The sequence below is a fragment of the Cupriavidus sp. F041 genome (genome assembly GCF_057814235.1).
The window spans coordinates 3,400,890-3,415,187 of record NZ_JBVASY010000001.1 but is presented as its reverse complement, the minus strand read 5'-3'; the positions used below and the strand labels follow the sequence as shown (position 1 = coordinate 3,415,187).

The 14,298-nt window shown below is 67.1% G+C and carries 10 protein-coding genes; 3 read left to right on the top strand and 7 right to left on the bottom strand.

Annotated elements, in window-relative coordinates; translation table 11 throughout:
• Window positions 1-21: 21 nt before the first annotated feature.
• From ACZY0R_RS15700 to ACZY0R_RS15690, 3 genes are all read right to left on the bottom strand, one after another.
• Window positions 22-3,213 (bottom strand): efflux RND transporter permease subunit, encoded by a 3,192-nt coding sequence (locus ACZY0R_RS15700; protein WP_488859255.1) that lies wholly within the window; start codon window positions 3,211-3,213, stop codon window positions 22-24.
• Window positions 3,214-3,436: 223 nt separating this feature from the next.
• Window positions 3,437-4,744 carry an efflux RND transporter periplasmic adaptor subunit gene (locus ACZY0R_RS15695; protein ID WP_488859254.1) on the bottom strand — a complete coding sequence of 436 codons (1,308 nt, stop codon included), beginning with the start codon at window positions 4,742-4,744 and terminating at the stop codon, window positions 3,437-3,439.
• 140 nt (window positions 4,745-4,884) lie between these two features.
• Window positions 4,885-5,808 carry an alpha/beta hydrolase gene (locus ACZY0R_RS15690; RefSeq protein ID WP_488859253.1) on the bottom strand — a complete coding sequence of 308 codons (924 nt, stop codon included), beginning with the start codon at window positions 5,806-5,808 and terminating at the stop codon, window positions 4,885-4,887.
• A gap of 340 nt (window positions 5,809-6,148) precedes the next feature.
• Between ACZY0R_RS15690 and ACZY0R_RS15685 the strand changes: the two genes are divergently transcribed.
• Window positions 6,149-7,105 carry a LysR family transcriptional regulator gene (locus ACZY0R_RS15685; protein WP_045240171.1) on the top strand — a complete coding sequence of 319 codons (957 nt, stop codon included), beginning with the start codon at window positions 6,149-6,151 and terminating at the stop codon, window positions 7,103-7,105.
• A gap of 12 nt (window positions 7,106-7,117) precedes the next feature.
• On the opposite strand, the gene ACZY0R_RS15680 is transcribed toward ACZY0R_RS15685, so the two are convergent.
• On the bottom strand, window positions 7,118-7,582 hold the full coding sequence (locus ACZY0R_RS15680) for a RidA family protein (RefSeq protein WP_488859252.1): 465 nt from the start codon (window positions 7,580-7,582) through the stop codon (window positions 7,118-7,120).
• A gap of 117 nt (window positions 7,583-7,699) precedes the next feature.
• Here ACZY0R_RS15680 and ACZY0R_RS15675 point away from each other — a divergent pair, with 117 nt between their 5' ends.
• Window positions 7,700-8,359, top strand: coding sequence for a helix-turn-helix transcriptional regulator (locus ACZY0R_RS15675; RefSeq protein ID WP_488859251.1), 660 nt, complete (start codon window positions 7,700-7,702; stop codon window positions 8,357-8,359).
• 59 nt (window positions 8,360-8,418) lie between these two features.
• The gene (locus ACZY0R_RS15670) at window positions 8,419-9,240 is read left to right on the top strand and encodes an alpha/beta hydrolase (protein WP_488859250.1); all 822 of its coding nucleotides are present in this window, start codon (window positions 8,419-8,421) and stop codon (window positions 9,238-9,240) included.
• 135 nt (window positions 9,241-9,375) lie between these two features.
• On the opposite strand, the gene ACZY0R_RS15665 is transcribed toward ACZY0R_RS15670, so the two are convergent.
• The 3 genes from ACZY0R_RS15665 to ACZY0R_RS15655 are packed head-to-tail and all read right to left on the bottom strand — an operon-like array spanning window position 9,376 to window position 14,290.
• The gene (locus tag ACZY0R_RS15665; protein ID WP_488859249.1) at window positions 9,376-10,347 is read right to left on the bottom strand and encodes a Bug family tripartite tricarboxylate transporter substrate binding protein; all 972 of its coding nucleotides are present in this window, start codon (window positions 10,345-10,347) and stop codon (window positions 9,376-9,378) included.
• Window positions 10,254-10,637, bottom strand: a complete 384-nt coding sequence (locus ACZY0R_RS15660) for a pyroglutamyl-peptidase I family protein (RefSeq protein WP_488859248.1) — start codon at window positions 10,635-10,637, stop codon at window positions 10,254-10,256. Before ACZY0R_RS15660 ends, ACZY0R_RS15665 begins: the two co-directional genes overlap by 94 nt.
• Before the next feature lie 11 nt (window positions 10,638-10,648).
• Entirely contained in the window at window positions 10,649-14,290 is a 3,642-nt protein-coding gene (locus ACZY0R_RS15655; RefSeq protein ID WP_488859247.1) for a hydantoinase B/oxoprolinase family protein, read from the bottom strand.
• Window positions 14,291-14,298: the final 8 nt, after the last annotated feature.

Sequence of the window (14,298 nt, the reverse complement as noted above, 5' to 3'; positions counted from 1 at the left end):
TTGCGTTCATTTCGATCATCCTTATTCAGCGGAGGCGATAGCCTTGTGGCTCGCCGACGGTGCGTCCGACACCTTGCGGCGCTCACCGCGCGTCGCGAGCATGCGCAGCGCCACGTAGAACACCGGCGTCAGGAACAGCCCGAAGAACGTCACCCCCAGCATCCCCGCGAACACCGCCACGCCCATCGCGTGACGCATCTCCGCGCCGGCGCCGGAGGACACCACCAGCGGCACCACACCCATGATGAACGCGAACGACGTCATCAGGATCGGGCGCAGGCGCAGGCGGCTGGCTTCGATCGCCGCGGCCACGATGGAGCGGCCTTCATGCTCCAGCTCCCGCGCAAACTCCACGATCAGGATCGCGTTCTTCGCCGACAGCCCCACCAACACGATGAAACCGATCTGCGTGAAGATGTTGTTGTCGCCACGGGTCAGCCACACGCCCGTCATGGCGGCCAGCAGGCTGAGCGGCACGATCAGGATCACGGCCAGCGGCAGCGTCAGGCTTTCGTACTGCGCGGCCAGCACCAGGAACACCAGTAGCACGCACAGCGGGAAGATCCACACGCCCGCGTTGCCGGCCAGGATGTCCTGGTAGGTCAGGTCGGTCCACTCGAACTTGATGCCCTTGGGCAGCGTCTCGGCGGCGATGCGCTCGGCCGCCGCTTGCGCCTGGCCCGAGGAGAAGCCCGGCGCCGGCCCGCCGTTCATGTCGGCGGCGGTGAAGCCGTTGTAGCGCACCACGCTGTCGGGGCCGAACCCCTGCTTGACGGTGAGCAGCGACGACAGCGGCACCATCTCGCCGGCGGTGTTGCGCGTCTTCAGTTGCAGGATGTCCTCCGCGTGCGCGCGGAACTGCGCATCCGCCTGCACCTTGACCTGGTAGGTCCGCCCGAACTTGTTGAAGTCGTTGACATAGGCCGAGCCGAGGTAGGTCTGCAGCGTATCGAACACGTCCGTCACCGGCACGCCCAGCTGCTTGGCCTTGACGCGGTCCAGCTTCACGTCGAGTTGCGGCACGTTGACCTGGTAGTTGGTGAAGATACCTGCCAGCTCCGGCGTAGCGCGCGCCTTGTTGGTGAATGCGTTGGTGGCGTCGAACAGCGCGTCGTAACCCAGCGCGGCACGGTCCTCGATCATCAGCTTGAAGCCACCGATGGTGCCCAGCCCCTGGACCGGCGGCGGCGGGAACACGGCGATGAAAGCGTCCTGGATCGAAGCGTACTTGCCGTTGAGCTGCTGCGCGATGGCATTGCCCGACAGCTCCTTGGTCTTGCGTTCTTCAAACGGCTTGAGCGACACGAACACGATGCCGGCGCTCGGGCTATTGGTGAAGCCGTTGATCGACAGGCCCGGGAAGGCAATCGCCGATTCCACGCCGGGTTGCTTGAGCGCGATGTCGGACATCTGGCGAATCACGTCTTCGGTGCGATCCAGCGTGGCGCCGTCAGGCAGCTTGGCGAAGCTCACCAGGTACTGCTTGTCCTGCGCCGGCACGAAGCCCTTGGGCACCAGCTGGAACACGCCCCAGGTCAGCGCCAGCATCACCGCGTACACGCCGAACACCGCGGTCTTGCGCGAGATCACGCCCTTCACGCCCTTGCCGTAACGGTCGGCGCTGGCGCCGAAGAAGCGGTTGAAGCGGGCAAAGAAGCCGCCCAGCACGCGATCCATGGCGCGCGACAGCCAGTCCTTCGGCGCATCGTGGCCGCGCAGCAGCAGCGCGGACAATGCCGGCGACAGCGTCAGCGAATTGAAGGCCGAGATGATGGTCGAAATGGCGATGGTCAGCGCGAACTGCTTGTAGAACTGGCCGGTCAGGCCCGTCATGAAGGCCAGCGGCACGAACACGGCGATCAGCGTCAGCGCGATGGCGATAATCGGGCCGCTGACTTCGCGCATGGCCTTGTACGTCGCCTCCTTCGGAGACAGCCCCTCGGCAATATTCCGCTCTACGTTCTCCACCACCACGATGGCATCATCCACCACGATACCGATCGCCAGCACCAGCCCGAAGAGTGACAACGCGTTGATCGAGAAGCCAAACGCGTGCATCAGCCCGAACGTACCCACGATGGACACCGGCACCGCCAGCAGCGGAATCACCGAAGCGCGCCACGTCTGCAGGAACAGGATCACTACCAGCACCACCAGCGCGATGGCTTCGAACAGCGTGTGGGTGACGGCCTCGATACTATGGCGCACGAACTGGGTCGGGTCATAGACGATGCTGTAGTCCACGCCATCGGGGAAGTTCTGCTTGAGTTCCTCCATGGTCTTGCGGACTTCATCCGAGATCTGGATGGCGTTCGAACCCGGCGCCTGGAAGATGGGAATAGCCACCGCGGACTTGTTGTCCAGCAGCGAGCGCAGCGCGTATTCCGACGCGCCCAGCTCGATACGGGCGACGTCCTTCAGGTACGTCACGCCGCCATCGGGCGAAGTCGCCACGATGATGTCGCCGAAGGCCTCGACCGTTTCCAGCCGGCCCTGCGCATTCACGGAAAGCTGCAGGTCGGCGCCCGGCAGCGACGGCGAGGCGCCGATCACGCCGGCGGCCACCTGCACGTTCTGCTCGCGGATGGCCTTGACCACGTCGGCGGCGGCCAGCTTGCGCTCGGCCATCTTCTCCGGGTTCAGCCACACGCGCATGGAGTAGTCGCCCGAGCCGAACAACTGCACCTGGCCCACGCCCTGGATCCGCGCCAGGCGGTCCTTGACATTGATCACCGCGTAGTTGCGCAGGTAGGTCATGTCGTAGCGGTCGTTCGGCGAGACCAGATGGACCACCATGGTCAGGTCGGGCGAGCTCTTGACGGTGGTGATGCCGAGGCGGCGCACGTCCTCCGGCAAGCGCGGTTCGGCCTGCGCCACCCGGTTCTGCACGAGCTGCTGTGCCTTGTCCGGATCGGTGCCGAGCTTGAAGGTGACGGTCAGCGTCAGCAGGCCATCGCTATTGGATTGCGACGACATGTAGAGCATGTCTTCGACGCCGTTGATCTGCTCCTCCAGCGGCGACGCCACGGTAGCGGCGATCACCTTGGGGTTGGCGCCGGGATACTGCGCGCGCACCACCACGGACGGTGGCACCACCTCGGGATATTCCGAGATCGGCAGCTTGAACATCGAGATGGCGCCGATCAGGAAGATCAGCACCGATAGCACGCCGGCAAAGATAGGCCGGTCGATAAAGAATTTCGAGAGATTCATCTCAGTCTCGGCAGTCTTGGCGAAAAGGCTCCCCCTGGCGGCCTGGCATGCAGGCGCCATGTGGAGCGGGGAAGCTAAATATGGTTTAGCCGCGGGGGAGAGGTAGTTTCAATGCCGGCGCACTGTGGATGCGCCCGCCCTCTCCCCCGGCCCCTCTCGCGCCATGCGGGAGAGGGAGCAAACCCTTGGCAGATTCAGCTCATGCGGTTCTTGCAGGATCGGCTCAGGTCACCGGTTTTCCATCGGCTGCCTTGTCCGTGGTTTTCTCCGTGGCCGCCTGCTTGCGGTCAGCCGATTCGGCACGTTGCTCCAGCTCGCGCTTGAACGCCATATCGACCGGCTTGGGCGCGACCGTGACGCCGGGACGCACCCGCTGCAGCCCGTTGACCACGATCTTCTCGTCGGCCTTCAAACCCTGGCGGATCACGCGCAGCCCTTCGTACGACGGCCCGAGCGTGACTTCGCGGTAGGCCAGCTTGTTCGCGCTATCCAGTACCAGCACGAACTTCTTGCCCTGGTCGGTGCCGATGGCGCGGTCGTTGATCAGCACCACCGGGTGCGGCGAGCCGCCACCGAGCTTGATGCGCGCATACAGGCCCGGCAGCAGGCGGCCGTCCGGATTGTCGAACACGGCGCGCACGCGGATGGTGCCGCTCTTGGTGTCGAGCCGGTTGTCCACCGACTGGATGCGGCCCTCACGCGGATAGTCCTCTTCATTGGCCAGACCCAGGAACACTGGCAACCTGGACTGCCCGCCTTGCGCGCCGGACGCGCCACCGGCTGTATCCGCCTTATCTGACTTATCCGCGGTATTCGCTGTATTCGCCGTATAGCGCAGGTAAGTCTGCTCATCGAGTTCAAAGCTGGCGTACACCGGCGACACCGACACCACCGTGGTCAGCACCGGCGTGCCGGCACCGGCCGCCACCAGGTTGCCTACGGTGATCTCGGCACGCGATACGCGCCCGCTGACCGGGGCGGTGATCCGCGTATAGGCCAGGTTCAGCCGCGCCACTTCCAGCGAGGCCTGCGCGGCGCGCACATTGGCTACCGCTTCGCGGGCGCCGTTGTCGCGCTCGTCGAACTCGCGGCGCGATACCGCGTTGTCCTGCACCAGCCGCTGCGCGCGGGCCTGCTCGGTCTGCGCGTGGCTGGAACGCACTTGCGCGGCGGCCAGCGCGGCCTCGGCGCGCGCCACTTCGGCGGCGTAGGGGCGCGGGTCGATGGTAAAGAGCGGATCGCCCTTCTTCACCAGCGCGCCTTCGCGGAAGTGCACGGCGTCAATGGTGCCGCCGACCCTGGCGCGAATCTCCACACGGTCCACGGCTTCGAGACGGCCTGAGAACTCATCCCATTCGGTGATGGTTTTGCCCAGCGCGCTTGCCACGTCCACGGTGGCCGGCGCTGCCGGCGCGGGCACGGCCTGCGCCTCGCCGGCGTGCCAGGGCTTGAAGATCGAGGTGGCCAGGCCAGCGCCGAGCACAGCGACGATGGCCAGGGCAATCATGGTGCGTCGATATTGCTGATTCATTTTCTTGACTCCGTATTCCGTCTGCGGTTTTCTTCAACTGGAAAGCAAAAAATGGGACGAACGCCCCCGCCGGCGCGCGTGAAGGGATCGCGCCCGGTACGCCTGCTATGTGCAGGCCGGCTTGGCTTTTTTATTCGGGATCAGCCGGGCGGGCTGGCTCCTGTCTGGCGTTCGGCCTTGGGCGAGGCGTCGTCGTCGCCGGCAAGATAGCCTTGCAGGTAGCGCGCGCCTTCGTTTATCCACACCTGACATCGGTCGTGGGATTCTTCCACGCCGGCGCCACAGGCACCGGCCATGATTCGGGCTTCGGACGGCACGCCGGCCGTCAGCAGGCGGCCGGCGAAGGCTTCGCCTTCGGCGCGCAGCGCATCTTCCTCAGCTACCTGGATCAGCGTGGGCGGCAGGCCGGCCAGCCGCGAGGCATGGGCCGGGGCCGCGTAAGGGTGCACGCTGGCGGCAGGGGTAGGCAGGTAATCGCGGTAGTAGCCGGCCAGCCGCTGCAGCATTTCCAGCGGCACGCCGCGCCCGCCCTGCCCCACCGCGCACGATGCGTGCTGCAGGCAGGGATCGGTAACCGGGCGGATCAGCCACTGCGCGCGCGGCTCCGGCAAGCCGCGGTCGCGCAGCATCTGCGACAGCGCGATCGCCAGGTTGCCGCCCGCCTCCTCACCCACCACGGCAAAGCGCAGCTTGTCCACCTTGAGGCGGCGCGCATGGCGCAACACCCACTCGGCGGTATGGAACGCATCTTCCGGCGCCGCCGGGAACGGGAAATCGGGGGCCAGCGAGTATGCCGGCGTCACCACCACTGCGGGTACCGTGCCGGCCAGCGAGCGTGCCAGGCGCTGGGACTTCTCCAGGCTGGCGTCGACAAAGCCACCGGCATGCAGGTAGATCAGCCAGGGCAGCAGCGGCGCCGCCTTGCCTGCCGGATAGCCGGGCGGGTAGCTCAGGCGCACCGCGATCGTGCGGCCGCTGCTTTCCACCGTATTCTCGGTCGTGTGCCCCTCGGCCAGTTCGGCTGCGGAGGCTGCTGCTGCGGATTTCGGTTGCGTGGGCGACATGGCAGTAAGTTGTTGCGCGCTAACGGGTGCACTAGCGGGTGCACTAACGGGTACGTTAACGGCGCCTCCATTGCATATTGCGATGCAGCGAATTATGGTGGTTGATAAAGGTGGGATAAAGCGAGGCTTTGCCAATGCACTGTTTCTCAGATGAAATAATCGCGGTTTCCGCGATCGGGAAACCCTTCGCTGTGCAAGGTCATCCGTTTTGTGATCCACTCCCGCACTTCCGCAGCCGCGCCACACGCGCAACCCGTCATGCGCCTGGCCGGGGCGCACCCCATTCGGGTGCCTGCCCTGCCGGCCAGACCTGCCTGTTTCCTTATCCGGGGGAGTGAACATGGATCGTCTCGTATCAATGCAGGCATTTACCCGCGTGGTGGATGTAGGCAGCTTTGCGCGGGCGGCCGAGTCGCTGGACCTGCCCAAGGCCACGCTCACGCGCCTGATCCAGAACCTGGAAACGCACCTGGGCGTCAAGCTGCTGCACCGGACCACCCGGCGCATCAGCGTCACCACCGACGGCGCCGCCTATTACGAACGCTGCGTGCGGATCCTGGCGGACGTGGAAGAGGCCGAGCAATCGCTCACCCACCAGAACAACACGCCACGCGGCACGCTGTGCGTGGACACCACCGCCGGGCTGGCGCAACTGGTGCTGATCCCCAGGCTGCATGAGTTCTTCGCCGCGTATCCCGAACTGAAGATGGAGCTGACCATCAACGGCAAGCCCATCGACCTGCTCAAGGAGGGCGTGGACGTGGTGCTGCGCGTGGGCGATCCGGTGGACGACACCATGGTGGCGCGCCGCATCGGGCAACTCCGGCTGGGCTTCTATGCCTCGCCGCTTTATCTCAAGAGCAATGGCACGCCCACCCAGCCCAGCGACCTGGTGCAGCACAAGGCCGTGAATTACCTGTCCAATCGCACCGGCCGCGAGATGCCGTGGCCGATGGGAGCAGGCGAGCAACGCACGGAAATGCTGCTGCCCTCGGCCATTTCCACCAACGACGCCGACGTCTACCTGGCCTGCGCACTGGAAGGCCACGGGATTGCGCGCATTTCGCGCGTGATGGCGCTGCCGTATGTGGAAAGCGGCCGGCTGGTGGAGGTGCTGACCGACTGGCCCACCGACTCGCTGCCGATCGCCGCCATGTATCCGCAGAACCGCCACCTGTCGGCCAAGGTGCGCGTCTTCGTCAACTGGGCAGCCGAGTTGTTCGCGCGCCATCCGCATTTCGGGGAAACACAGGCGGGGCCGGCCCGGCAACCCCAGCCGCCCAAACTGGCGGCCTGAACGCGCCACGGGCTAGCTCGCGCTTGCCTTGGCGGACACGTTGGACGCATCCGCCACGGCCAGCGCTTCCACCTCGAACAACATCCCGTCGAGCGCCAGCCGCGGCACCGGGATCAGCGTGCAGGCCGGCTTGGGCGCATCGCCCCAGGCCCGCGCCAGCACCTCCGCCAGCACACGCAGGCGCGCCTCATCGTGATCCACCACCAGTACGGTCAGCCTGGCAACCTGGTGCAAGTGCGAGCCGGCGGCGGCCAGCGCCACGCGCAGGTTGTCCAGCGCCTGCCGCACCTGCGCCTCGAAACTGTCCGGCAAGCTGCCGTCCGCCCGCTCGCCGCCCTGCCCGGCCACGCAGATCAGGCTTGCGCCGGGCGCCACCAGCGCCACATGGGAGTAACCGTTGGCGCTCGGATCGTAGAGACCAAGGGGATTGAGCATGGTGAGCTGGCGCCTGGCGGGATGCGTGAGTGAGGCTGACATGGATGCAGTTTCCTTTTTCGGTGGCAATGCGCTGCTTGGCCGGATGCGGGGCAGGCTCGACAAGGCTGCCCGCCTGCCCTAATATCCAAGAACGTTTTTGGATATTAGGCGCACCGCATGAATTACACAACTGAAAGCTTGGATAACCCTACTGGCTCTCCGGGTGATCGCATCCTGTTCCTGCTGAAGACCAAGGGCGCGGCCTCGACCACGCAGATCGCGCAGGCGCTCGGAGGTACCGCGGAAGCCGCGCGCCAGCAGGTGCAGAAGCTGCTCGCCGCCGGACTGATCGAAGGCCGCCAGCAAAGCGCCAGCGGTGCCGGACGGCCGCGCCAGGACTGGACCCTGACTGCCAGCGGTCACGGGCGCTTTCCCGATACCCATGCGCAACTCACCATCCAGTTGATCGGCTCGGTGCGGCAGTTGTTCGGGGAGGAAGGGCTGGACAAGCTGATCGGCCAGCGCGAAGCGGAAACCCGCCAGCAATACCTCGCGGCCGTCGCCGGCCAGGAACAGCTCGCGCAGCGGCTGGCGACCCTCGCCGCGCTACGCCAGGCCGAAGGCTATATGGCGCGCCTGGAGCAGGACGGGGAGGACTGGCTGCTGATCGAAGATCATTGCCCGATCTGCGCCGCGGCGCGGACCTGCCAGGGATTTTGCCGGGCCGAGCTGCGGATCTTCCAGGAAGTCGCCGGCAGCGAGGCGACGGTCACGCGCGAGGAACACCTGCTCAGCAATGCGCGCCGCTGCGTGTACCGTGTCAGGGCCGCGGCATAGGTTGCCGGGGGACAAACAGAAAGCAAGCGGAAAGCAAACAGAAACCGGAGACCCAGCCCATGCCCTGCCGCCACGCGAACACGCCGATGGGATTGCTGCAGCAAGCCGCATTCTGCGCCACCCTGCTGCTCTGCGCGCTGGTGGCGCGGGCACAGCCGGCGCCGGCACAGGTCATTGATATCCCGACCCGTCCCGGCGTGACGCAGCGCTTCCTCTACCTCGCGCCCGCGCAGCCCAAGGCCGCCGTGATCCTCTACCCGGGCGGCCACGGCGGCCTGCAGATTTATCCCAATGGCAGTCTGGGCTGGGGTGCCGGCAACTTCCTGGTACGCGCACGCCAGCTCTTCGTCGACAACGGACTGGCGGTTGCGGTCATCGACGCACCCAGCGACCACCTGACCTCCCCCTTCCTGAACGGCTTCCGCCAGTCTGCGGAGCATGCCGAGGACGCCAGGGCCGTGATCGCCTGGATGCGCAGCCATACCAGCCTGCCCGTCTGGCTGGCCGGCACCAGCCGCGGTACGCAGTCGGTGGCCGCCATCGCCATCCGGCTCGCGGACGGCGGCGGCCCCGACGGCATCGTGCTGACCTCCACCGTCCTGCGCGAGGAACGCGGCCGCCCGGTGCCAGCGATGGAACTCGGCAAGATCAAGGTGCCCGTGCTGGTCGTGCACCACGAGCAGGACGGCTGCAAGCTCTGCCCGTTCAGCGAAGTACAGGGACTAATGGACAAGCTCGCCAAGACGCCCAAGGCCGGCCTGATCCAGTTCGATGGCGGCAACAACGTGGGCGACCCTTGCGAAGCCATGGCGTATCACGGCTTCAACGGCATCGAGCCGCAGGTAGTGCAGGCGGTGGCGACGTGGATCGGGGAGCGGTAGGCGCGGGGTTGGCGCTGTTGTACCCGCCAGGATAAGCAAGTGACATCCCCCGGCGGATCATGCGCCGGCGCGTTATCCGTTACCCGTTAATTTCCCGGGCGTGCGCGCAGTGCCGCGCCCACCCCCGGAGTGCTGTCACTCGGCCTGGATGCCAGCCGCCTGCACGATGCGGCGATATTTTTCCGTTTCCGCGGAGATGAACTCGGCAAATGATGCGGGGCTGCCGCCGACGATCCGGTAGCCGGCTTCGGTCAGGCGCGCCTGCACATCGGGCTGGCGCAGTACCTGGCCGACTTCGCGGTTCAGCAGATCGACCACTTCCGGCGGCGTCTTTGCCGGCGCCAACAGGCCCGACCAGACGCCCATGTCGACCGCTTCCAGCCCGCGCGTTTCGCTGACCGTGGGCACCTGCGGCATCGCAGCGGCGCGGCGCTTTTCACTGAGCGCGATGGCGCGCATGCCGCCGGACTTCACATGGGCCTGGGCGCCGGACAAGGTCACCACCGCCAGGTCCAGTTGCTTGCCCAGCAGGTCGTTGATGATGGGAGCCGCACCCTTGTAGGGCACGTGGAACAGTTTCACCTTGGCGTCGAGATTGATCAGTTCGCCCATCAGGTGCTGGGGCGTGCCGACGCCGGCAGTGCCGTAGTTCAGCTTGCCGGGGTTGGCCCGGGCCAGTGCCAGCACCTCGTCCATGGTGCGCGCGGACAGACTGTTGCCGCCGACCAGGACCAGGGGCTGGGTGCCGACCAGCGCCACCGGCGCAAGGTCGCGCTGGCCGTCGTAGCGGATCTTCGGATTGGTCAGGCGCGCGATCGACACTTCGCTGCCGGAGCCCAGCAGCAGCGTATAGCCATCTGGCGCGGCAGCCACCACCTTGGCGGCGCCAATGGTGCCGCTGGCGCCGCCGACGTTCTCCACCACCACCGGCTGCTTCAACCGCGTCGACAGCTTCGCGGCAACGGTGCGGGCGACGAAATCGGCGGCGCCACCAGCCGCGTAAGGCACCACGATCACCACCGGCTTGGTGGGAAAATCGGCAGCGAGCGCGGGCGCGCACAAGGTCGCGAAAGCGGCACACGCGGCCAGCCATTGCTTCTCAAACATGGGGATATCTCCGGGAAAAACGCCGCGTACGGCAAAGGGCACGACAATAAATTCAATGAAGGGCGCCGTAACCGATAGCGGCGTCCGGTCCCGGAGGCAGCGCGGCGGCCATCCGCTTGATCGGCAGGGTGGAAAAGCCGGTCGATGGGCTGGTGGCCCGCGTTGTCGGGAATGCGCGCAACCACGCGCGCATTCCCCGTGCGCACCCCGTCCAGGGCCCGCGCCGCTTCCCACGATGAGTTGATGCTGTCGGCGCCGAAGGGTTGGAAGCCGGTTACAAGCACGCTCATCGCTCGCACCCTCAGGCAGCGCCGCCGCCAAAGCCGCCGCCGCCCGGGGTGTGGATCTCGAACACATCCCCCGGCTGCATCTCCGCCTGGCCGATATGGTCCAGCGGCTCGACGCGGCCATCGGCCCGCACCACCCGGTTGATACCCGGCGCGCCGGCCTGCCCCCCGGCCATGCCGAAGGCGCCATGGTGGCGGCCGTTGGACAGGATGCTGGCGGTCATCGGCTCCAGGAACCGCACCCGGCGCACGCCGCCGTTGCCGCCCTTCCAGCGGCCGGCGCCGCCCGAACCCTCGCGGATGCGGTAGCTCTCCAGCCGGACCGGGAAGCGAAACTCCAGCACTTCCGGGTCGGTCAGGCGCGAGTTGGTCATATGGGTCTGCACCACGCTGCTGCCGTGGAAGCCGCCCGCCAGCTGGCCGGTCTCGTCATGGAACCCGCCCGCGCCGCTGCCGCCCGAGATGGTCTCGTAGTACTGGTAGCGCGCGTTGCCGAACGTGAAATTGTTCATCGTGCACTGCCCCGCCGCCATCAGCCCCAGCGCGCCGTACAGCGCATTGGTGATACAGGTGGAGGTCTCCACATTGCCCGCCACCACCGAAGCCGGCGGATTGGGATTGAGCATCGAGCCCGGCGGAATGACCACCTGCAGGGGTTTCAGGCAGCCGGCGTTGAGCGGGATATCGTCCTGCACCAGCGTACGGAAGACATAAAGCACGGCCGCCATGCACACCGCGCGCGGCGCATTGAAGTTATTGGCCTGCTGGGCACTGGTGCCGGTGAAGTCGATCACGGCGCTGCGCGCGGCGGCATCCACCCGCACCGACACGCGGATCTGCGCGCCATTGTCCAGCGGCAGCGTAAACTCGCCGTCGCGCAGCCGCGTGATGACCCGCCGCACCGATTCCTCGGCGTTGTCCTGCACATGGCGCATATAGGCCTGCACCACGTCGAGCCCGAACTCGTCCACCATGCGGCGCAGTTCCTGCGCACCCTTCTCGTTGGCCGCCACCTGCGCGCGCAGGTCGGCCATGTTCTGCTGCGGATTGCGCGACGGATATTCGCCGCTGCGCAGCAGGGCCAGCATCTCGCCCTCGCGCAGCCGGCCTGCCTCGACCAGCTTGAAGTTCTGGATCTGCACGCCCTCCTCTTGGATGCGCGTCGAGAACGGCGGCATCGAGCCCGGCGTGGTGCCGCCGATATCGGCGTGGTGCCCGCGCGATCCCACATAGAAGGTGGGCTCGGCGCCTTCGCCCACGTACACCGGCGTGATGACGGTGATGTCGGGCAGGTGCGTGCCACCGTGGTAGGGGTCGTTCAGCACGTAGACATCGCCCGGGCGCATGCGGCCGGCGTTGCCGTCGATCACCGCCTTGATGCTCTCGCCCATCGAACCCAGGTGCACCGGCATATGCGGCGCATTCGCAATCAGGTTGCCGGCGGCATCGAACAGGGCGCAGCTGAAATCCAGCCGCTCCTTGATGTTGACCGAGTAGGCGGTGTTCTGCAGTTGCAGCCCCATCTGCTCGGCGATGTTCATGAAGAGGTTGTTGAACACCTCCAGCAGCACCGGGTCCACCGTGGTGCCGGCGGCGGTCAGCGCCGGCCGCGCCATCGTGCGTTCGAGCATCAGGTGGTCCAGCGCCGTCAGGCTGGCCTGCCAGCCGGGCTCGATCACGGTGGTGGCGTTCTTCTCGGCGATAATGGCCGGGCCGGCCAGCACATCGCCCGGCCGCATGTCCTCGCGCACCACCAGCGCGGCATCCTGCCACGCCGGCGCGCCGTCGGTGCCCGCGGTGAACATCGGCACGGTGCCGCGCCGCGGCACCTCGCGCACCGGATGCAGCGGGTGTGCGCGTTCGGCCGGCGCATCGCCCGGCACCACGGCCTCGACCGACACCGCCTCCACCACCAGGCCCTTGCCCTGCATCAGGAAGGCGAAGCGCTGGCGGTATGCCGACTCGAAACCCCGCACGATTTCGTCCAGATCGCCGTGTGGCACTACCAGGGACGCATCGCTGCCTTCGTAGCGCACATGCACGCGCCGGTGCACCACGACCGGCGCGTCCCCCGCCGCCTGACGCCGCAACTCGGTCTGCGCGACCTCGGCCAGTTGCCGCAGGGCCGCGTCGATCGCGGGCAACGCCGCCGCGTCGAGGCGGGTTTCCACCGCCTGCTCGCGGATCACGTTCTGGTCGGCCAGGCCCATGCCATAGGCCGACAGCACGCCCGCCAGCGGGTGCACGAACACGCGCGTCATCCCCAGCGCATCGGCCACCAGGCAGGCATGCTGGCCGCCCGCGCCGCCGAAGCACTGCAGCGTGTAGCGCGTCACGTCATAGCCGCGCGCCACCGAGATTTTCTTGATGGCGTTCGCCATCTGCTGCACCGCGATCTGGATAAAGCCGTGCGCCACCTCCTCGGCCTGGCGGCCGCTCTCTCGCGCCAGCGTGCCGAAACGCTCGCGCACCACCTCCGCGTCGAGCGGCTGGTCGGCGCCGTGGCCGAACACATGCGGGAACCAGGCCGGCTGGATCTTGCCCAGCATCACGTTGGCATCGGTGACCGCCAGCGGGCCGCCGCGCCGATAGCTGGCCGGGCCTGGGTTGGCCCCCGCGCTTTCCGGCCCCACGCGAAAGCGCGCGCCGTCGAAGGTCAGGAGCGAACCGCCGCCGGCCGCCACGGTGTGGATGCTCATCATCGGCGCGCGCATGCGCACGCCCGCCACCTGCGTCTCGAACTCGCGCTCAAATTCTCCCGCGTAGTGGCTGACATCGGTCGAGGTACCGCCCATGTCGAAGCCGATCACGCGCGCCTGGTCCGCCAGCCCCGCGGTGCGCGCCATGCCGACGATGCCGCCAGCCGGGCCGGACAGGATGGCGTCCTTGCCCTGGAACGCCTGCGCATCGGTCAGGCCGCCGGAGGACTGCATGAACAGCAGCCGCACGCCTGACATCTCGCCGGCCACCTGGTCCACGTAGCGGCGCAGGATCGGCGACAGGTAGGCATCGACCACGGTGGTATCGCCACGGCTGACGAACTTCATCATCGGGCTGGTCTCGTGCGAGGTGCTGACCTGGGTGAAGCCGACCTCGCGTGCCAGGCGCGCCGCGGCCTGCTCGTGGGCGGCATAGCGGTAGCCGTGCATGAAGACGATGGCCGCGCTGCGCAGCCCTGCATCGTAGGCGGCCCACAGCCGCTCGCGCAGGTGGTCCTGGTCCAGCGGCTCGACGACGTCGCCGTGCGCACCGATGCGCTCCTGGGCCTCGATCACGCGGCTGTAGAGCAGTTCCGGCAACACGATATGGCGATCGAACAGCCGCGGCCGGTTCTGGTAGGCGATGCGCAGCCCGTCGCGGAAGCCGCGCGTGGTGATCAGCAGCGTCGGTTCGCCCTTGCGTTCCAGCAAGGCATTGGTGGCCACCGTGGTGCCCATCTTCACGCATTCGACCAGGTCCGCCGTCACCGGCTCGCCCGACGCCAGGCCCAGCAGGTGGCGGATGCCGGCCACCGCCGCGTCGCGGTACTGCTCCGGGTTTTCAGACAGCAGCTTGTGCGTGACGAGAGTGCCGTCGGGACGGCGCCCCACCACATCGGTGAAGGTGCCTCCACGGTCGATCCAGAACTGCCAGCGGGGAAGGATTGCGTTTGCCATGATGTGTG

Bases quoted from the DNA above. Each gene is read 5' to 3' on its own strand.
- ACZY0R_RS15660 (WP_488859248.1), bottom strand. From the start codon at position 10,637: ATGAGCGTGCTTGTAACCGGCTTCCAACCCTTCGGCGCCGACAGCATC.
- ACZY0R_RS15695 (WP_488859254.1), bottom strand. From the start codon at position 4,744: ATGAATCAGCAATATCGACGCACCATGATTGCCCTGGCCATCGTCGCT.
- ACZY0R_RS15670 (WP_488859250.1), top strand. From the start codon at position 8,419: ATGCCCTGCCGCCACGCGAACACGCCGATGGGATTGCTGCAGCAAGCC.
- ACZY0R_RS15665 (WP_488859249.1), bottom strand. From the start codon at position 10,347: ATGTTTGAGAAGCAATGGCTGGCCGCGTGTGCCGCTTTCGCGACCTTG.
- ACZY0R_RS15680 (WP_488859252.1), bottom strand. From the start codon at position 7,582: ATGTCAGCCTCACTCACGCATCCCGCCAGGCGCCAGCTCACCATGCTC.
- ACZY0R_RS15675 (WP_488859251.1), top strand. From the start codon at position 7,700: ATGAATTACACAACTGAAAGCTTGGATAACCCTACTGGCTCTCCGGGT.
- ACZY0R_RS15685 (WP_045240171.1), top strand. From the start codon at position 6,149: ATGGATCGTCTCGTATCAATGCAGGCATTTACCCGCGTGGTGGATGTA.
- ACZY0R_RS15655 (WP_488859247.1), bottom strand. From the start codon at position 14,290: ATGGCAAACGCAATCCTTCCCCGCTGGCAGTTCTGGATCGACCGTGGA.
- ACZY0R_RS15690 (WP_488859253.1), bottom strand. From the start codon at position 5,808: ATGTCGCCCACGCAACCGAAATCCGCAGCAGCAGCCTCCGCAGCCGAA.
- ACZY0R_RS15700 (WP_488859255.1), bottom strand. From the start codon at position 3,213: ATGAATCTCTCGAAATTCTTTATCGACCGGCCTATCTTTGCCGGCGTG.